Below are 17,223 nucleotides of genomic sequence, written 5' to 3'. Positions count from 1 at the left end.
GCGATCTCACCGGCCGCCGTGTTGATCAGCTGGCTGCCCATGCGGATCTGGCCGACGATGCCCGACAGCTGGTGCACGGTGCGGTTCGCATTGCGCGCGAGCTCGCCGAACTGGCCGGGCATGCGCGTCTCGATGCGTCGCGTGAGGTCGCCGTCGGTCATCGCGCCGAGCAGGCCGCCGATCTCGCCGAGGCCGTCGTCGGCGGTGCGCATCAGCCGGTTGAGCGACGCGATGATGTCGCGATAGACGAACTCGAAACGTGACTCCTCGCCGCGGCGGCTGAAGTCACCGGCTTCTGCGGCATCGACTAGGGTCACGATCTCGGAGTTCACCGCCTGCAGGCCCGCCTTGACCGCATCGACCGATTCGGTGATGCGCGCCTTGCGGCCGGGATAGCGCTCGAGGTCCCGGGCCAGATCGCCGCGGGCATAGGCGCTCACGACGTCGATCACCTGCATCTGGGTGGCGATGTGCGACGCGACGAGCTCGTTGATCTCGTGCGCCATCACGCCGTAGCTGCCCGGGAAGACGGCGGGATCGACGACGTGGTCGATGTCGCCGGCATCGTGCGCATGCTGCATGGCGCGCTGTGCGGCCACGTACCGGCGCAGCGTGGCGAGCGAGCCGCGCATCGCGTCGGCGAGCTGGCCGAGCTCGCTGCGGTCGCGCGTGCACGGCTCGAAGTCGAGGTCGCCGCGGCAGACGGCGTCCGCGCCGGCGACCACGTCGCGCAGCGGCCGCACGATGGAGCGCGCGATCAGAACCGAGAACAGCGCCGCGACACCGAGTGCCGCGAGCACCAGCGCGATGAATACGGTCTGGTTGCGCGCCTGCGCCGCATCCTGCGCGTCCACCTGCGCGTTCAGGCGCGCAATGCCGTGGTTGAGCAGCCCCTGCAGCGCATCCGCCGTGGCCTGGCGGAGGTCGCCCGCGCGCTTCGCCGGCGCGGTGTCGCCGGCCTTCAGTGCGACGACGAGAGCGCGACTGTTGGCGAAGTAGCGGTTGGCGCAGCTCATTACGTCCGCGTAGAGCACCCGCTCGCGGCCGCTCGGAAAGCTCGGGGCGAGTGAACGGGCGAGCGCGTAGAAGTCGCGCTGGCCGGCGACCAGCTCGTCGGCATACTCGGCCGACTTTCCGGGGTCGTCGCTGCTCGCGACAAGGCCGCGCTCGCTCACGCGGTATTCGGCGAGCTGCGTGGCGAGGCGCCCGAGGTCGCGCACCACCGGCATGTCCTGCCGCGTGAGCTGGACGACCGTCGCATGCGTCTGCCGCACCTGCCAGAGCGCGAACGCGCCGAGTAGAAGGAGCAGGACCGAGACGGTGGTGAACCCGAGCGCGAGGCGGCGGGCGATCGGCAGGTCGGCAAGGCGCGACAACGGCATCGTCATGGGCTCAATACGTCAGTTGCACGCGCAGCGCGGCGAGGAGGGGGGCATCGGCGCCGCCGGCCCGCGACGTGCGTACGAGGTTGGCCGCGATGCGCAGGTGGGGATTCGGGAAGTAGCTGGCGGCGAGCCCGTAGCTCGCGACCCGGCCGCCGTGGATGCCGGCGTCGTCGAGGTCGATCGCGCTCCAGCGCGCGGCGAGCTCCCATGCACCGTTCACGCCGTTTGCGCCGGACGGGCCGCCCGGGATGCCACGCTTCCAGCTGCGCGAATGCCCCGTCGGCGACCACGTCGCGACGACCGCCTGCGCGTCGGTGGCGTAGTCCGGGCGCCCGTCGCGTTGCACGGCGACACGGCCCCATTCGGCCTGCAGCGACCCGGCTCCGCGGACCCAGAGCGCCTCGACGGCCCCGCGGTCGATCCGGTCGACACCGGCCAAGCTGCCGCTGCTCCCGCTCCGCACCGAAGTGAGGGCTGTTCCGGGCGATGCGGAGAACGACGCGCGCTCGAGGTCCGGCGTATCGGTCGCGAGGCTCGCGCCGAGCTGCAGGAGCCCGCGTGCATCGCGGCGGAGCACCCAGGCCCCGCGCGCGGTCAGGCCCCGGCCCTCGAGCGTTCCATCCAGGCGCTGCCCGAATGCAGCCACGTTCAGCACGCCGCGATCGCCATGGCGCGAGTACTCGAGCCCGATGCGCCGGCCGATCGCGTAGGTGCCGAGCAGCGAGGTCTCCAGGAAGGGGGCCTGCTTGTCGCTGATCGCGTCCTCGAGCGAGAACGGCTGCTTGAACTGGCCGACGCGGACGGCATGGCCTTTCGCCGGCGTGTATTCGACGAACGCGTCGGCGGGCGTGCGGTCGGCGAAGTCGTGCTCGGCGACGAGCTGCCACGGTCCGTTCTTCGCCTTGAAGCCGAGGCGCAGGCGCCGGAAGGCATCGTCGTCGCGCAGGCGCGTGTCGTCGGCGTCGAAGCGCACGACGTCGTAATGGATGTTGGCCGTGGGCGCCACGTCGAGGCCTGCAGCCCACGCGGGGACGATGCAGCCGAGCGCGAGCGCGCAGGCGAGAGGGCGGAAGACGCGGAGTGACATCGGGGCAGCCGGACAGCCCGCCATCGGGCGGGAATTGCAGAGAAGGAGCGCGTCACGCCGCGCCGAGTCGGCTCAGGCCGCGATCGCGCTCTCGACGAGGCCCATTTCCTCGCTCGTCATCAGCCGCTCGATGTCGAGCAGGATCAGCATGCGCTCCTCGACCACGCCGAGGCCGGTGAGGAACTTGCGGTCGATCGCCGAGCCGAGGTCCGGCGTCGGCCGCACCTGTGCCGGCTGCAGGCGGATCACGTCGGAGACGCTGTCGACCACGATGCCGATCGTGCGGCCGGCGACGCTCAGCACGACCATCACCGTGGTGTCGTCGTAGGTGGCCTGCGAGAGCGCAAACTTCAGGCGCATGTCGACCACCGGCACGATCAGGCCGCGCAGGTTGATCGCGCCCTTCACGAACCCCGGCGCGCCCGGCAGGCGGGTCACCTGGTCGTAGCCGCGGATCTCCTGCGCCTTCAGGATGTCGACGCCGTACTCCTCGGCGCCGAGGGTGAAGGTGAGGTACTCGTGGTCGGCGATGCCGGCGGTATCGAGGGCGGTGTCGGTGCTCATCGCGAGGGTCCTGTAGCGCCGCTCAGGCGGCTTCCTTCGTGCGGACGTGCTGCGCCAGGCCGTCGGCATCGACGATCAGCGCGACGCGACCGTCGCCGAGGATGGTGGCGCCGGACACGCCGGCGATCTTGCGGTAATTGGTTTCGAGGTTCTTGATCACGACCTGCTGCTGCCCGAGCAGTTCGTCGACCTCGAGCGCGATGCGGCGGCCGTCGCTCTCGACGACGACCGCGATCGGCGGTGCATCGAGGACGGCGCTGGTGCCCACGCCCATCCCGTACTGCTCGGCGAGGTTGAGCATCGGAATGTAGTCCTCGCGCAGGCGCAGCAGGCGGTCGCCGCCGCCGATCGTGCGGACCTCGTCTTCGCGCGGCTGCAGCGACTCCACCACGACGTTGAGCGGCAACACGAAGACCTCGCTGCCGACGGCGACGGTCATCCCGTCGAGGATCGCGAGCGTGAGCGGTAGGCGGATCGTCATCGTCGAGCCGCGGCCGGCGGCGCTGTGGATGTCGACGCTGCCGCCGAGCGCCTGGATGTTCTTGCGCACCACGTCCATGCCCACGCCACGGCCGGAGACGTCGGTGAGCTTGTCGGCGGTGGAGAAGCCGGGATGGAAGATGAGCTCCCACACCTGCGCGTCGGTCGGGTTCTCCGGCAACGGCAGGCCGTTCTCGGCCGCCTTCTTCAGGATGCGCTCGCGATTCAGGCCGCGGCCGTCGTCGCTCACCTCGATCACGATGTGCCCGCCCTGGTGCACGGCCGAGAGCGCGATGGTGCCGGTCTCGTCCTTGCCCGCCGCGCGGCGCTCCTCGGGTGCCTCGAGGCCATGGTCGATCGAGTTGCGGATGAGGTGCACCAGCGGATCGACGATCTTCTCGATCACGCCCTTGTCGAGCTCGGTCTGCTCGCCGCTGGTCTTCAGGCGCACCTTCTTGCCTAGGCGCGTCGCGAGGTCGCGGACCATGCGCGGGAAGCGGCTGAAGGCGAAGTCGACCGGCAGCATGCGGACCGACATCACTGCTTCCTGCAGGTCGCGCGAGTTGCGCTCGAGCTGCGTGATGCCGGCGAGCAGGGCCTCGTGCTGCACGGGATCGAGGCCCTCGGCGCGCTGCAGCAGCATGGCCTGGGTGATCACGAGCTCGCCGACGAGGTTGATGAGCTGGTCGATCTTGGTGACGCCGACGCGGATCGAGCTTTCCGCGCCGCCGCCTGCGGCGGCCTGCGCGGTGACGGGCGTACCGTCCGCGACCGGGGCGTCGGCGGCGTGCACCGGCTCGGCCTCGAGCACTGGCACCGGCTCGGGCTCGATCGCCTCGATCACGAGGTCGCACTGGTCCTCGACCCAGGCGAAGACGTCGTCGATGGCGGCGCGCTTGACGTCGCCGGGCAGCTCGAACGACCAGCCGAGGTAGGCATTGACCGGATCGAGCTCGGTGAACCTCGGCAGCGTGTCGTCGAAGCAGGTGATGTCGCGCGCGCCGAGGTCGGCGAGCTCGCGCAGCATGCGCAGCGGGTCGTTGCCGCTGAGGAACAGCGAGGGATAGGGGCGGAACACGATCCGCCAGCAGTCGGGGCCGGCCGGCTTCGCCTTCGCGGCGGCCGGGGCGGGCGCCACCACGGGCGCGCCGCTGAGCAGCGAATCGAGCTCGGCCTTGCTGGCGTCGATCGCCGGCTGGTCGAGTGCGCCGCCGTTTTCCGCGTAGTCGAGCATGCCGCGCAGCACGTCGACGGAGGTCAGCAGCACGCTCACGGCCGCCGAGTCGAGGTGGCGCTTGCCGGCGCGCGCCTCGTCGAGCAGCGTCTCCATCACGTGGGTGAAGTCGCTGATGAAGCGGAAGCCGAACGTGCCGGCGCCGCCCTTGATCGAATGCGCCGCGCGGAAGATCGCGTTGATCGTGTCCGCGTCGGAGCGGCCCGCCTCCATGCCGAGCAGGCCGGACTCCATCGTGTCGAGGCCTTCGCGGCTCTCCTCGAAGAACGCCGCGTGGAACCGGCTCATGTCCATGGGGACGGAACTCCTGCGTGGATCAGCCGAGGACCTTGCGGACCGTCGCGAGCAGCTGCTCCGGGTCGAACGGCTTCACCAGCCAGCCGGTCGCGCCCGCGGCGCGGCCTTCCTGCTTCTTCTCCGGGCCGGACTCGGTGGTGAGCATCAGCAGCGGGGTGAAGCGGTAGTCGGGCAGCTGGCGCAGGTGGCGGATCAGCTCGATGCCGTCCATGCGCGGCATGTTGACGTCGGTGACGACCGCATCGAAACGACGGGTCTTGGCGATGTCGAGCGCGGCCTGGCCATCCTCGGCCTCGCTCACGTTATAGCCGCCGGACGACAGCGCGAACGCGACCATCTGCCGCATGGAAGTGGAATCGTCGACGATCAGCAGTTGCGCGCTCACGCAGGATCTCCATGTACAACGTGTGGGTTCTCGACGCCCAGGCTCACCGCGAGCGCGAGCTGGCGCGCGGCGTTGACGAAGGCGGGGGATGCGAGGTTGAAGGTGGTGGTGCGCCCCGCGCCGGCGCGGTCGCGGACGAAGGCATGCAGCAGCTGCATGCCGGCGGCATGCACGCGCTCGACGCGGTCGGCGGTGATCGCGACAGGCTCGTCGTCTTCCAGGTGCGGAAGCAGGGTCTGCTGCAGGTCGCCGACACGCTCGATGCCGAGGTCGGATTGGAGGGTCAGTTCGGTCACGACGCACCTCGCCACGGGGACTACGTCGGATTTATCGGCACGGCCCGAGGGGACTTGAGCGTTCGACCGCGTCCGGAACGGTGACCGCGGTCGAGGCTCCGGCGTGGGTGGTGCCGGTCCCCGCAGACGACGAAGCCCCCGCGCGGCCACCGCACGGGGGCTCCGGATGGCGCGGATCAGCCGAACAGCGCGTCGGCGTCGAGCAGCACCGTCGGCGCGTCGGATACGCGGGCGACACCGAGCGTCGGGCCCGGGTCGGCACCGGCGAGCGGCGGCTCGACGTGGTCGCGCTCGAGCGAGACCACGTCGTCCACGCCCGTCACCAGCACGCCAATCAGCTCGTCGTCGCGCTCGATCACCACCACGCGTGAGCGCTCCTCCGCATGCACGGCGCCGACGTCGAGCCACAGGCCGAGGTCGAACACCGGCACGATGCGACCGCGCAGGTTCATCACGCCGAGCACCGCATGGCCGGCGCCACGCATCGCGACGACCGGTGCCACGCGCACCACCTCCTGCACGCGCAGCAGCTCGAAGGCATAGCTGTCGCGACCCACGCAGACGCGCAGCCAGCGGTTGCCGCCGGTGGCGGTGCGCGCACGGCCGGGTGCGGCGGGCAGCACGCGCGGGATCGGCGCGATCGGTGCCGCCGGTTCCAGCGCGGCATGGCGCGGCGGTGCGGCGGTCGCGACGGCGACCGCGGGCGCGGGCTCGGCAGCGGGCGTCGGCAGCGAGGCGGCGGCCGTCGTCGCCGGCGTCGGCGGCGCGGTGAGCAGTTCGTCCACGTAGGCGTCCAGGGTGGCCATGGTCATGCGGCTTCACATTGCATCGAAAGGGGATCGAGGAGCCATTGCAGCGCCTCGCGGTAGGCATCGGCGCCACGGCTGGCCACGCTGCCGCCGGCGGCGAGGTTCGCCGCGTCGCGCAGGCGCGTGTCGAGCGGGATCGCGTCGGGGCAGACGAGGTCGCCGTAGGTGTCGCGCAGTTCCTGCAGGCTCTGCACGCCGGATTTCGTGCGACGGTCGTGCAGCGTCGGCAGGATGCTGCGCGGCAGCGGCCTGCGCCGCGAGCGCTCGACCATCGACGCGGTGCGCAGCATGTCGCGCAGGCCGTGCAGCGCGAGCGGATCGGTCTGCGTCGGGCATACCAGACGGTCGGCGGCGGCGAGCGCGTTGACCATCAGCAGGCCGAGCGTGGGCGGGCAGTCGAGCAGCGCGAAGTCGTAGACGTCGCGCGCGGCGTGCAGGGCACGCCCGAGCGCGAGCCCGAGGCCCGGCTGGCTCGCGCCGCGGCGCTCGAGCGTGGCGAGCGCGGGCTGCGCCGGGCAGAGGCTCACCCGCTCGACCGACGACTTCTGCGCCAGGCGCGAGAGCATGCAGGTCGCGTCGGTGAACAGCTCGTAGGAGCCGCGCGGCATCGGATCGGTCGGGACGCCGAAGGCGTGCGAGAGCGAGGCATGCGGGTCGAGGTCGACGAGCAGCACGCGGTAGCCGGCCTGCGCGAGCCCGCGGGCGAGGCAGAGCGTGGTGGTCGTCTTGCCCACGCCGCCCTTCTGGTTGGCGATCGCCCAGGTCTTCATGTCAGCCGGCCTCGCGCGCGGAGGGGAGTTCTTCGGCCGCGACGGGCATCGCGCGGGTGACGGAATCGGCGCCCTGCGGCGCGGCGAGGATCACCAGCATCACGCGGCGGTTCGCATTGCGGCCCTGGGCGGTGCCGTTGTCGGCCACCGGCTGGTGCTGCCCGAAGCCGACCATCGACAGCCGCGCGGGCGCGATGCCGGTCGCTTCGAGCTCGTGCAGCACGCTCGCCGCGCGCGCCGCCGACAGCTCCCAGTTGGACGGGAACTGCGGGGTGCGGATCGGCTGGTCGTCCGTATAGCCCTCGATGCGCACGGCATTGGGTTCTCCGCGCAGCACGCCGCCGAGCTCGCGGATGGTGTCGATCGCGACCGCGCTCGGTGCGGCCGAGCCGCTCGAGAACAGCAGGTCGCTCTGGATCTCGACTTCGAGATAGTCCGCGCCGCGACGCACGCGCACGAGCTTCTGGTCGACCAGGCCCGACAGTGCATCGCCGATGCGCTCGCCGATCGCCTGCAGCTGCCGCTGGCTCTGCTCGCGCGCGACCTTCGCGGCCGCGGCGTCGATGATCGTCGGGCGGACCTGCGGACTCGGCACGGGCACCGCGCGGCTCGGGCCGGCGGCGCCGGCGGTGGTGAGCGAGGGCCGGTCGTAGGCCGCACCGCGCAGCTGGGTCCGGCCGAGCTGCACCGGCGTGGGCGAGCGCGGCGGACCGCCGAACGCGGAATTGAGCGAGTCGGACACCGCGCGGTACTTGCCCTCGTTGACCGAGCTGATCGCGTACATCACCACGAAGAAGGCGAGCAGGAGCGTCACGAGGTCGCCGTAGGGGATCGCCCACGCCTCGTGGTTGATGTGGTCGTCGTGGACGTGACGGCGGGCCATCAGTGCAGATAACCCGAGAGTCGCGCTTCGATGTTGCGCGGGTTCTCGCCCTGCGCGATCGCGATCAGGCCCTCGACGAGCATCTCGCGCTCGATGGTCTGGTCGTTGACCACGCCCTTGAGCTTGGCCGCGATCGGCAGCAGCGCGAGGTTCGCCGCGCCGATGCCGTAGATCGTCGCGGTGAAGGCCGCGGCGATGCCGTGGCCGAGGCGGCTCGGGTCGGCGAGGTTCTTCATCACCGCCATCAGGCCGAGCACCGCGCCGATGATGCCGAGCGTGGGCGCGTAGATGCCCATGCCCTCGAACACCTTCGCGGCCGCCATGTCCCGGTGCTGCGCGCTCTGCATGTCGATCTCGAGCGCCTGGCGGATGGCATCGGGCTCGCTGCCGTCGACCACCATCTGCAGGCCCTTGCGCAGGAAGTCGTCGCCGATCGACGGGATCTCGGCCTCCAGGCCCAGCAGGCCCTGGCGCCGCGCGACGGTGCTCCACTCCACGATGCGCGCGATCTGCGCCGCGGGATCGCGCGCCGGCGGGTGGAAGACCCAGCGCACGATGCGCATGGCGCGGCGGAACGTGGCGATCGGCGTCTGTACGAGAATCGCGGCGAGCGTGCCGACGATCACGATCAGGAACGCGGCCGGCGACCACAGGCCCGACAGGCCCGCGCCCTTGAGCACGCTGCCGCCCATGAGCGCCACGAGCGCCAGCACCACGCCGATGAGGGAGAGCCTGTCCATCGGGGGTGTTAACGGGTGGGCGCCCGCTTTTCTTGAATGCGCCGACGCCCGGGGCGGCTCAGCCGGGGTATACGGCGCCGATGCTTGAATAGGGCGCTCGCTTCACCGGACTGGCCCATGCAGACCTTCCAGGAAACCGGCCGCGCGCCCATCAAGGCCTGGGTCGACGGCGTGCCGCTCGAGCCCGAGGCGCTGCAGCAGCTGCGCAACCTCGCGGGCATGCCGTTCATCCACCGCCACGTCGCGGTGATGCCCGACGTGCACGTCGGCATCGGCGTCACCGTCGGTTCGGTGGTGCCGACCAAGGGCGCGATCATCCCGGCGGCGGTGGGCGTGGACATCGGCTGCGGAATGATCGCGGTGCGCACGTCGCTGGCGGCGCGCGACCTGCCCGACAGCCTCTCGCGGCTGCGCGCCGACATCGAGCGCGCGGTGCCGCACGGCATCGTCAATACGCCGGGGCGGCACAGCCGCGGCGCGTGGTCGGTGGTGCCCAATTCGGCGTCCGGCCGGTGGAAGCGGCTGAAGGCGCGCTACGACGCGATCGAGGACCGCCATCCCGGTGTCGCCACAAGGCAGTCACCGGCGAACCAGCTCGGCTCGCTCGGCGGCGGCAACCATTTCATCGAGATCTGCCTGGACGAGGCCGACCGCGTCTGGGTGATGCTGCACTCGGGCTCCCGCGGCGTGGGCAATCGCATCGGCACGTACTTCATCGAGCGGGCGCGCGAGGAGATGATGCGCCACCAGGTCGCGCTTCCCGATCGCGACCTCGCCTACTTCAGCGAAGGCTCCAGGCTCTTCGACGACTACTGGGAGGCGCTCGCCTGGGCACAGGACTACGCGGCCGAGAACCGGCTGCAGATGCTCGAGACGGTGATGCAGGTGATGCGCGCGCACTTTCCCGGCATCAGCACCGACAAGGACGCGGTGAACTGCCACCACAACTACGTCTCGCGCGAGACGCATTTCGGCGAGGACATCCTGGTCACGCGCAAGGGCGCGGTGAGCGCACGGCGCGACCAGCTCGGCATCATCCCCGGCTCGATGGGCGCGCGCAGCTACATCGTGCGCGGCAAGGGCAACGAGGAATCGTTCTGCTCGTGCTCGCACGGCGCGGGGCGGGTGATGAGCCGCGGCCGCGCGAAGGAGCGCATCTCGCTGGAGGAGCACATCGCGGCGACGCGCGGCATCGAATGCCGCAAGGATGCCGGCGTGATCGACGAATCCCCGGCGGCCTACAAGGACATCGACGCGGTGATGGCGGCGCAGTCCGACCTCGTGTCGGTCGAGCACACGTTGCGGCAGGTGGTCTGCGTCAAGGGCTGAGCTCCGGCGTGCGCCGGGCACGAATCGGCGGCGCGCCGAGTCCGGCCACGCGTCGCCGCCGCTGCCGCCGCGGCGCCCCGATGGCACCGGCCGGCCACGGGCCCACCGGGATGCGCTCCGCTCCGAAAGCGAAGAAGCCCGGGAATCCCGGGCTCGCAACGACGTCGAAGCAGGCGTGGATCAGCCGAACGCGGCGATCTTCCGCGTGCGCACGCCCGTTTCGTGGAGCGCGTCCACATCGAGGATCAGCGCCATGCGACCGTCGCCGATCAGGCTGGCGCCGGCGTAGCCGGGTAGGCCGCGCAGGGTGCGGGGCAGGGCCTTGATCACGACTTCCTCGCGGCCGCGCACGCGGTCGACGATGAGCACGAAGCGCTGCTCGCCCGCCTGCAGCACCACGCCGGTCGCCGATGCGTCGCGCGCGGGCTCCACGTCGAGCCACGTGCGCAGGTCGAGCACCGGTGTCGGCTGCTCGCGCAGGTCGAGCACGCTCTGGCCGTCGATCCACATCGTCTTGCCGCCGGTGTGCGAGAGCACCTCGACCACGCGCACCAGCGGCAGCGCGTAGACGTCGTCCTCGATCTCGACGAGCAGGGTCGGCAGGATCGCGAGCGTGAGCGGCACGCGGATCGACATGCGGGTGCCGACGCCGACCTCGGACTGGATCTGCACGGTGCCGGCGAGCTCGCGGATCTTGCTCTGCACGACGTCCATGCCCACGCCGCGGCCGGAGAGGTCGCTCACTTCCGTCCGCGTGGAGAAACCCGCGAGGAAGATCAGCTGCAGGCATTCGTCGGGCGACAGGCGGGCCGCGGCCTCGGCATCGATCAGGCCCTTGCGGATCGCGCTCTCGCGGATCCTGTCGGGATCGATGCCGGCGCCGTCGTCGCGCACCTCGATCATCACGTGATCGCCTTCCTGCTGCGCCGACAGGCGGACGTTGCCCTGCTCGGGCTTGCCGGCGCGCACGCGGGCCTCCGGCGATTCGATGCCGTGGTCGATCGCATTGCGCACGAGGTGTACCAGCGGGTCGGACAGGGCCTCCACGAGGTTGCGGTCGAGCTCGGTCTCGGCGCCAATGACTTCCAGCTCGACGGATTTCTGCACCTGCCGCGCGACGTCGCGGGCGAGCTTGGGAAAGCGAGAGAACACGCGGCCGACCGGCTGCATGCGCGCGGTCATCACCGCCGACTGCAGGCGCGAGGTCGCGGCGTCGAGCGCCGTCACCGCGCGGTCGAGGTCCTCGTCGCGCAGGCGCGGGCGGATCGTCTTCAGACGGTTGCGCGCCAGCACGAGCTCGCCGACGAGGTTGACCATCGCGTCCAGGCGGCGCACGTCCACGCGCACCGTCGTCTCGCCGGCATCGTTCGCGGCCGGGCTGCGGCGTCCACCGGCCACCGGCTCGGGACGCGCGACAGGCGCCGGCTGCGGCGCCGGCACGATCGCGACCGGCGCGGCGACAGGCACCGGCTCGGCCACCGGCAGCGTGGTCGGCAACGCGCCCTTGCCATGCAGGCTGTCGAGCAGGGCGTCGAAGTCGAGATCGTCGAGGTTCTCCGGCATCTCGACCGTCGCGGCCTTCGGTGCCGCGCCGGGAGAGGCCGGAGAAGCCCCGTCGATGTGCATGCTGTCCAGCAGGAAGTGCGGGACGGCGGGAAGCTCGCGGCCGTTGGCCACGCAGTCGAGCATGTCGGCGAGCAGGTCGAGCGCCTGCTGCGCGCCGTCGAAGGCCATGGCGTCGAGCGGCAGTTGGCCGTTGCGCGCGACGTCGAGGCGGTCCTCGACGGCGTGGCAGAGCGTGACCATCGGCGCGAAGTCCAGGAAGCCGGCGCCGCCCTTGACCGTGTGGAAGCCGCGGAAGACGGTGTTGAGCGCGTCGCGGTCTTCGGGCGCGCGCTCGAGCACGACCATCTGCTCACCGAGCTGGTCGATGATCTCGCGGGCTTCGATGATGAAGTCCGCGCGGATGTCCGAGGCGCCGCCGTCGAGACCGCCCATCGCTCAGAGCCCCAGTTCCGCGAGCAGGTCGTCGGCGCCGTCCTGCGTGGCCGGCGTCGGATCGAGGCCGGCCAGCGACGGCCCGGTGCCGCGGTTGCCGTTGTTGAGTTGCAGCGGCTCCTGCGCGGCGACGATGTCACCGAGGCCCGCGTGCACCGCGCGCACCAGCTCCACCACGCGCAGGATGATCTGCCCGGTGAGGTCCTGGTAGCCCTGAGCGAGCGTCATTTCGGAAAAACGGGTACGCAGCCCGGCGAGTGCTTCGCGCTGCGCATCGTCCTGCGGCTCCGGCAGCGCGCCCAGCAGGCGGCCGCATTCATCGATCAGGTCGAGCGTGCGCATGCTCGAGGTCTCGGTGAGGTGCACCACGTGCTCGAGGCGCGCGCAGGCGTCCGGCAGCGAGGCCGCGCCCGCACCGCGGCCGTCGTCGCCCAGCGCCGAGGCGAGCTCGCGCGCGAGCCGCACGAAGCCCTGCACCAGCGGCTGCGTGCGCCATTCGATCAGCTCGTCGACGTTCGCGCGCCAGGCGGCGTTGTCGTCGTGCTCCAGCGCCCACAACGCGGCCTGCAGCTTGGCGATGACCGCGCTGCGTTCCGGCTCGGCGATGCCGGGCGCGGCGGTCATGCCGCGGCCTCGATGCGCTCGAAGATCTTGGCGAGCTTGTCGGCCAGGGTGCCCGCGGTGAACGGCTTGATCACGTAGCCGTTCACGCCGGCCTGCGCGGCCTCGATGATCTGCTCGCGCTTGGCTTCGGCCGTCACCATCAGCACCGGGATCTTGCACAGCGCGGCGTCGGCGCGGACGTTCTTGAGCAGGTCGATGCCCGGCATGCCAGGCATGTTCCAGTCGGTGATGACGAGGTCGAACTTGGCCTTGCGCAGCTCGACGAGCGCGCTGTTGCCGTCTTCGGCTTCGGTCGTGTTGAAGAAACCGAGGTCGTTGAGCAGGTTCTTCACGATGCGGCGCATCGTGGAGAAGTCGTCGACGATCAGGATCCTGATGTTCTTGTCCATGGGTGAGGGCTCTCCGCGTTCCTCAGTCTGCTATCGGCGTCGCGTGCCGGGTCTTGAGGGCGCCAGGAAGAAATTCGGTCGCGGTGTGTCCCGCCGCGTCGCCACGCGCTGCGTCACCCGCTCGCGGCGTTGGCGCTGGCCCGATGCCGCGCCTCTGCTCGATACCGCGTACTACACGACCCGTTCGCCGACCTTTCAGCCCGCGAACGTGATTTTCATCACGCCTGCGCCTGCTCCACCGCGGTGTCGCGCCAGTCACCCAGACGCCCGCGAAGCCGAAGCATCGCCTGGCCGTGGATCTGGCAGACGCGCGATTCGCTGATCGACAGCACCGCGCCGATCTCGCGCAGGTTCATCTCCTGCTCGTAGTAGAGCGAGAGCACGAGCTGCTCGCGCTCGGGCAGGTCGCCGATCGCCTCGCCGAGCGCCTGGCGGAACACGGTGTGCTCCAGCTCGCGGGCGGGGGTGAGGTTGCAGCTCGCGGCCAGCCGCGGCTCGCCGTCGAAGTCGTCCATCTGCTCGTCGAGCGAGAGCAGCTGGCCGCGCGAGGCGTCCTCGAGCATGTGGTGGTAGTCGTCGAGCGAGACGCCGAGCACCTGCGCGATCTCGTTCGCGTTCGCCGCGCGGCCGTTGGCCTGCTCGACCTGGCGCGTGGCGGCGACGACGTCGCGGTAGCGGCGATGCACGCTGCGCGGCACCCAGTCGCCCCGGCGGATCTCGTCGATCATCGCGCCGCGGATGCGGATGGAGGCATACGTCTCGAACGCCGCGCCCTGGTCGGCCTGGAAGTTCTTCGCGGCCTCGATCAGGCCGAGCATGCCGGCCTGTATGAGGTCGTCGACCTCGACGCTCGCCGGCAGCCGCGCGGCGAGGTGGTGCGCGATGCGGCGCACGAGCTCGCCGTGGCGGGTGACGATCGCGGTCGCGTCGAACGCTTCCGCGGTCTGCCGCGTGGCGCGGTACTGGTTGGCCTTCATGGCCGTCGCGGGGGTGCTCATGCGGTCGCGCTCCGGGCAGCGGGGATCAGGCGTTCCATGAAGAACTCCACGTGGCCGCGCGGGCCGGTCGGCGTCTGCCACTGGCCGGCGCGCTTGGCGATCTCGCGGAAGGCCATCGAGGCGGGCGCCGCGGGGAAGGCGTCGACGCAGGCTTCCTGGCGCTGGATCGCGCGGCGCAGCCACTCGTCGCGCGGGATCGCGCCGAGGTAGTTGAGGGTGACGTCGAGGAACTTCGAGGTGACGCGCTCGAGCTTCTCGAACAGCTGGCGGCCCTCGCTCGGATGGCCGACCTGGTTGGCGAGCACCTGCACGCGGGTGACGCCGCGCTCGCGCGAGAGCACCTTGATCAGCGCGTAGGCGTCGGTGACCGAGGCCGGCTCGTCGCAGACCACCACGATCACGTCCTGCGCGGCCTGGCAGAAGGTCAGCACGCTGTCGGAGATGCCGGCGGCGTTGTCGATGATCATCACGTCGATCGGCACGTCGAGCTGGCTGAAGGCGTGCACGAGGCCGACGTGCTGCGCCGGGGTCAGTTCGGTCATGTGGCGCTTGCCGCTCGCGGCGGGCACCACGAGCAGGCCGTTGGGGCCTTCGAGCAGCGTGTCGGCGAGGTCGCAGCGGCCGGCGAAGACATCGCTCAGGGTGAAGCGCGGCGACAGGCCGAGCATCACGTCGACGTTGGCGAGGCCGAGGTCGGTGTCGAGCAGCAGCGTGCGCTGGCCGGCGTTCTGGAGCGACATCGCCAGGTTGACGGAGACCGACGTCTTGCCGACGCCGCCCTTGCCGCTCGCGACAGCGATGACGCGGACGGGGCCCGGATCGTTCGCGGACACGCGCGCGGAGGAGGCGATGGGGTTAGGCGACGACATGGCGTTCCTCGGTGGCGAGCGGGTTGTCGGCGGCGCGACGGAGTTTTTCGAGCTGGAGGACCAGGCGGGAGGCGTCGGCGGCTTCGAGATCGGCCGGCACCTGCTGGCCTGCCGTGGTGTATGCAAGAGGCAGGCCATGCTTGATCGCGACCGAGAGCGCGCCGCCGAGGCGGCCGGTCTCGTCGAGCTTGGTCAGCACGACGGCTTCCGGCTGCGCCATGCGGTAGCGGCGCACGGCCTCCGCCATGTCCTGCGTCTGCAGGTTGGCGGGCAGCACGAGCAGGCTGCGCAGGTTGCGCGTGGCGCGCAGCCAGGTGACCTGGCCGAGCAGCGCCTTGTCGCGCGCGGCGTAGCCGGCGGTGTCGACCAGCACGAGCGGGTAGTCGACGAGCTGGTCGAGCGCGTCGGTGAGGCCTTCGGGGCCCTGCGCCTCGCAGACGGTGATGCCGAGCTTGCGGCCGAGCGCATGGAGCTGCTCGCGCGCGCCGGGGCGCTCGACATCGGTGGTGACCAGCGCCACGTCACGCGCGCGATGGCGCTGCGCGAAGCGCGCGGCGAGCTTGGCGAGCGTGGTCGTCTTGCCGGCGCCGGTCGGGCCGATCAGCGCGAACACGCCGCCGTCCTCGAGCGGCTCGGAGCGGACGATGGTGAGCATGCGCGCGAGCTCGGCGAGCAGTGGCGCGCGCACCTTGGCCGGATCCAGGCGGGGATCGATGCGGCCGGCGATCGTCTGCGCGAGCGCGTCGTCGATGCCGTAGGCCTGCATCGTCTCGAAGGCGGTGGCGCGCGCCGGCGAGCCGCGCAGGCGCTCGACCGCGAACTGGCCCATCTGGCGCTCGATCATCTGGCGCATCGAGCTCAGCTCGTTGCGCATGGCCACGATGGTCGGATCCTCGGACTGGCTGACGACCACCTGCAGCGTCGGCGGCGCGGCGACGGTGATCGCGGCGGCGACCGGCGCGGGCGCCGGCAGTTGCGCCGCAGCCATCTCGGCCAGCGCGTCGAACGTGTCGACGACCGGCGCGGTGCGCACGGGTGCCGCGACCGGCGCGGCCTCGACGAGCTCGGCGAAGGTGGGCGCCGGCGGTGCCGGAATCGCGGCCGCCACCGGGGCGGGCGTCGGGATGGCGGCGAGGGTCGGGGCGACCGCTTCGACCGCCGGCGCCGGCACGACGATCGGCGTGGGCTCGGCTGCGACCGGTGCTGCGACCTCGACGGCGATCGGCGCTTCGACGGCGACGGGCGCTTCGACGGCCTGCGGTGCGGCCGGCACGTCCGCGACCGGCGCCTCGATGATGTCGTCCTGCGCCATTGGCGCCTCGACCGCCTGGTACTGCGCGAGCTGCGCGGCGCGTGCGCTGAAGGTGGGCTGCGGCTCGTCCGCATCGGTGAGGCGGGCGAGCAGGGCGCGGAAGTCGTCACCGGCCCTGGCCGGCACCGTCGCCTCGGCATGCGGCGTCTCGCGCAGCATCGCGGCGATCGCCGGCGGCGCGGCGGATTCGGCGTCCATGCGGGCAACGCCGCGGGCGCGATCGGCGAGCGCACTGCGTGCACGCTCGGCATGCGCGGTGTTGCCGCCCAGCGCGGCGATCATCGCCTCGGCGCGGGAGACCTTCTTCTCCGCCCGCACCACGTGCGGCTGCGGCGCGACCGGCAGCGTGGCCGGCGCGAAGTCCTCGATCGCATCCAGCGCGGTGGCCGGGCGCGTCTCGACGAAGGACGGGGTGAACGTGGGCGCGACGACCGGCGCGGCCGGGTCGGCAGCGGTACGCAGCGCCTGCTGCACCAGTGCCTCGTCGTAATCCGTGGCGGCGACCACCTCGATCCCGCCGTGCACGGGGCGGTTGGACAGGATCACGGCATCCGGCCCGTGCTCCTCGCGCACCATCTTCAGCGCGGTGCGCATGTCGGGGGCGATGAAGCGCTTGATTCTCATCGGTCGATCTCGGTGGATGGGGCCCCGAGGGGCCTACATGCCGGGATCTGCAATGCGCGTGCCAGCGGGCGGCGTCGAGAAAGCGGCGGACTTTAGCGGCCGTGCGATGACTCGTTCAGGGACGACGGGTTTTGCTGGCGACCGCCGCGG

The 17,223-nt window shown here is 71.3% G+C and carries 17 protein-coding genes; 1 reads left to right on the top strand and 16 read right to left on the bottom strand.

From position 1 onward, the window contains the following. The 10 genes from ACYVJJ_RS15040 to ACYVJJ_RS14995 form a co-directional block, all read right to left on the bottom strand. Positions 1 to 1,388 (bottom strand): HAMP domain-containing protein (locus ACYVJJ_RS15040; RefSeq protein WP_460834842.1); only part of this gene is annotated, 1,388 nt, incomplete at its 3' end. A gap of 4 nt (positions 1,389 to 1,392) precedes the next feature. Beyond that, positions 1,393 to 2,472, bottom strand: coding sequence for an OprO/OprP family phosphate-selective porin (locus tag ACYVJJ_RS15035; protein WP_460834840.1), 1,080 nt, complete (start codon positions 2,470 to 2,472; stop codon positions 1,393 to 1,395). 72 nt (positions 2,473 to 2,544) lie between these two features. Beyond that, a complete protein-coding gene (locus tag ACYVJJ_RS15030; protein ID WP_460834839.1) occupies positions 2,545 to 3,036 on the bottom strand; it encodes a chemotaxis protein CheW in 492 nt (163 codons plus the stop codon). 22 nt (positions 3,037 to 3,058) lie between these two features. Further along, positions 3,059 to 5,044 (bottom strand): chemotaxis protein CheA, encoded by a 1,986-nt coding sequence (locus tag ACYVJJ_RS15025; protein ID WP_460834837.1) that lies wholly within the window; start codon positions 5,042 to 5,044, stop codon positions 3,059 to 3,061. A 22-nt stretch (positions 5,045 to 5,066) separates the two neighbouring features. Continuing rightward, positions 5,067 to 5,432, bottom strand: a complete 366-nt coding sequence (locus ACYVJJ_RS15020; protein WP_460834835.1) for a response regulator — start codon at positions 5,430 to 5,432, stop codon at positions 5,067 to 5,069. After that, positions 5,429 to 5,728: an STAS domain-containing protein gene (locus ACYVJJ_RS15015; protein WP_460834833.1), complete on the bottom strand. Its 300-nt coding sequence runs from the start codon at positions 5,726 to 5,728 to the stop codon at positions 5,429 to 5,431. The genes ACYVJJ_RS15020 and ACYVJJ_RS15015 overlap by 4 nt, the downstream gene beginning before the upstream one ends. Positions 5,729 to 5,904: 176 nt before the next feature. Further along, on the bottom strand, positions 5,905 to 6,540 hold the full coding sequence (locus tag ACYVJJ_RS15010) for a chemotaxis protein CheW (RefSeq protein ID WP_460834832.1): 636 nt from the start codon (positions 6,538 to 6,540) through the stop codon (positions 5,905 to 5,907). Beyond that, positions 6,537 to 7,307 (bottom strand): ParA family protein, encoded by a 771-nt coding sequence (locus ACYVJJ_RS15005; RefSeq protein WP_460834830.1) that lies wholly within the window; start codon positions 7,305 to 7,307, stop codon positions 6,537 to 6,539. The genes ACYVJJ_RS15010 and ACYVJJ_RS15005 overlap by 4 nt, the downstream gene beginning before the upstream one ends. A gap of 1 nt (position 7,308) precedes the next feature. Then, positions 7,309 to 8,190, bottom strand: a complete 882-nt coding sequence (gene motD, locus ACYVJJ_RS15000; RefSeq protein ID WP_460834828.1) for a flagellar motor protein MotD — start codon at positions 8,188 to 8,190, stop codon at positions 7,309 to 7,311. Beyond that, a complete protein-coding gene (locus ACYVJJ_RS14995) occupies positions 8,190 to 8,930 on the bottom strand; it encodes a flagellar motor protein (protein WP_460834826.1) in 741 nt (246 codons plus the stop codon). The genes motD and ACYVJJ_RS14995 overlap by 1 nt, the downstream gene beginning before the upstream one ends. A gap of 117 nt (positions 8,931 to 9,047) precedes the next feature. Between ACYVJJ_RS14995 and ACYVJJ_RS14990 the strand changes: the two genes are divergently transcribed. Next, complete coding sequence (locus ACYVJJ_RS14990; RefSeq protein WP_460834824.1) at positions 9,048 to 10,259, top strand: RtcB family protein; 1,212 nt, start codon at positions 9,048 to 9,050, stop codon at positions 10,257 to 10,259. Positions 10,260 to 10,439: 180 nt separating this feature from the next. Here ACYVJJ_RS14990 and ACYVJJ_RS14985 read toward each other — a convergent pair whose 3' ends face one another. The 6 genes from ACYVJJ_RS14985 to ACYVJJ_RS14960 form a co-directional block, all read right to left on the bottom strand. Continuing rightward, positions 10,440 to 12,257 carry a chemotaxis protein CheA gene (locus tag ACYVJJ_RS14985; RefSeq protein ID WP_460834822.1) on the bottom strand — a complete coding sequence of 606 codons (1,818 nt, stop codon included), beginning with the start codon at positions 12,255 to 12,257 and terminating at the stop codon, positions 10,440 to 10,442. A gap of 3 nt (positions 12,258 to 12,260) precedes the next feature. Next, complete coding sequence (locus ACYVJJ_RS14980) at positions 12,261 to 12,881, bottom strand: protein phosphatase CheZ (protein WP_460834820.1); 621 nt, start codon at positions 12,879 to 12,881, stop codon at positions 12,261 to 12,263. Next, positions 12,878 to 13,270 carry a chemotaxis response regulator CheY gene (gene cheY / locus ACYVJJ_RS14975; protein ID WP_460834819.1) on the bottom strand — a complete coding sequence of 131 codons (393 nt, stop codon included), beginning with the start codon at positions 13,268 to 13,270 and terminating at the stop codon, positions 12,878 to 12,880. Before cheY ends, ACYVJJ_RS14980 begins: the two co-directional genes overlap by 4 nt. Before the next feature lie 218 nt (positions 13,271 to 13,488). Beyond that, positions 13,489 to 14,268 carry an RNA polymerase sigma factor FliA gene (locus tag ACYVJJ_RS14970; protein ID WP_460834817.1) on the bottom strand — a complete coding sequence of 260 codons (780 nt, stop codon included), beginning with the start codon at positions 14,266 to 14,268 and terminating at the stop codon, positions 13,489 to 13,491. Then, a complete protein-coding gene (locus tag ACYVJJ_RS14965; RefSeq protein ID WP_460834816.1) occupies positions 14,265 to 15,137 on the bottom strand; it encodes a MinD/ParA family protein in 873 nt (290 codons plus the stop codon). Before ACYVJJ_RS14965 ends, ACYVJJ_RS14970 begins: the two co-directional genes overlap by 4 nt. Beyond that, positions 15,124 to 17,073 (bottom strand): AAA family ATPase, encoded by a 1,950-nt coding sequence (locus ACYVJJ_RS14960; protein WP_460834814.1) that lies wholly within the window; start codon positions 17,071 to 17,073, stop codon positions 15,124 to 15,126. Before ACYVJJ_RS14960 ends, ACYVJJ_RS14965 begins: the two co-directional genes overlap by 14 nt. Between the last annotated feature and the right edge of the window lie 150 nt (positions 17,074 to 17,223).

The sequence above is a fragment of the Lysobacter humi (ex Lee et al. 2017) genome (genome assembly GCF_054781815.1).
This window is presented reverse-complemented; position numbering and strand designations above follow the sequence as displayed.

Bases quoted from the DNA above. Each gene is read 5' to 3' on its own strand.
- ACYVJJ_RS15030 (WP_460834839.1), bottom strand. From the start codon at position 3,036: ATGAGCACCGACACCGCCCTCGATACCGCCGGCATCGCCGACCACGAG.
- ACYVJJ_RS14995 (WP_460834826.1), bottom strand. From the start codon at position 8,930: ATGGACAGGCTCTCCCTCATCGGCGTGGTGCTGGCGCTCGTGGCGCTC.
- ACYVJJ_RS14980 (WP_460834820.1), bottom strand. From the start codon at position 12,881: ATGACCGCCGCGCCCGGCATCGCCGAGCCGGAACGCAGCGCGGTCATC.
- ACYVJJ_RS15005 (WP_460834830.1), bottom strand. From the start codon at position 7,307: ATGAAGACCTGGGCGATCGCCAACCAGAAGGGCGGCGTGGGCAAGACG.
- ACYVJJ_RS14970 (WP_460834817.1), bottom strand. From the start codon at position 14,268: ATGAGCACCCCCGCGACGGCCATGAAGGCCAACCAGTACCGCGCCACG.
- ACYVJJ_RS14985 (WP_460834822.1), bottom strand. From the start codon at position 12,257: ATGGGCGGTCTCGACGGCGGCGCCTCGGACATCCGCGCGGACTTCATC.
- ACYVJJ_RS14965 (WP_460834816.1), bottom strand. From the start codon at position 15,137: ATGTCGTCGCCTAACCCCATCGCCTCCTCCGCGCGCGTGTCCGCGAAC.
- motD (WP_460834828.1), bottom strand. From the start codon at position 8,190: ATGGCCCGCCGTCACGTCCACGACGACCACATCAACCACGAGGCGTGG.
- ACYVJJ_RS15025 (WP_460834837.1), bottom strand. From the start codon at position 5,044: ATGGACATGAGCCGGTTCCACGCGGCGTTCTTCGAGGAGAGCCGCGAA.
- ACYVJJ_RS15035 (WP_460834840.1), bottom strand. From the start codon at position 2,472: ATGTCACTCCGCGTCTTCCGCCCTCTCGCCTGCGCGCTCGCGCTCGGC.
- ACYVJJ_RS14990 (WP_460834824.1), top strand. From the start codon at position 9,048: ATGCAGACCTTCCAGGAAACCGGCCGCGCGCCCATCAAGGCCTGGGTC.
- cheY (WP_460834819.1), bottom strand. From the start codon at position 13,270: ATGGACAAGAACATCAGGATCCTGATCGTCGACGACTTCTCCACGATG.
- ACYVJJ_RS14960 (WP_460834814.1), bottom strand. From the start codon at position 17,073: ATGAGAATCAAGCGCTTCATCGCCCCCGACATGCGCACCGCGCTGAAG.
- ACYVJJ_RS15010 (WP_460834832.1), bottom strand. From the start codon at position 6,540: ATGACCATGGCCACCCTGGACGCCTACGTGGACGAACTGCTCACCGCG.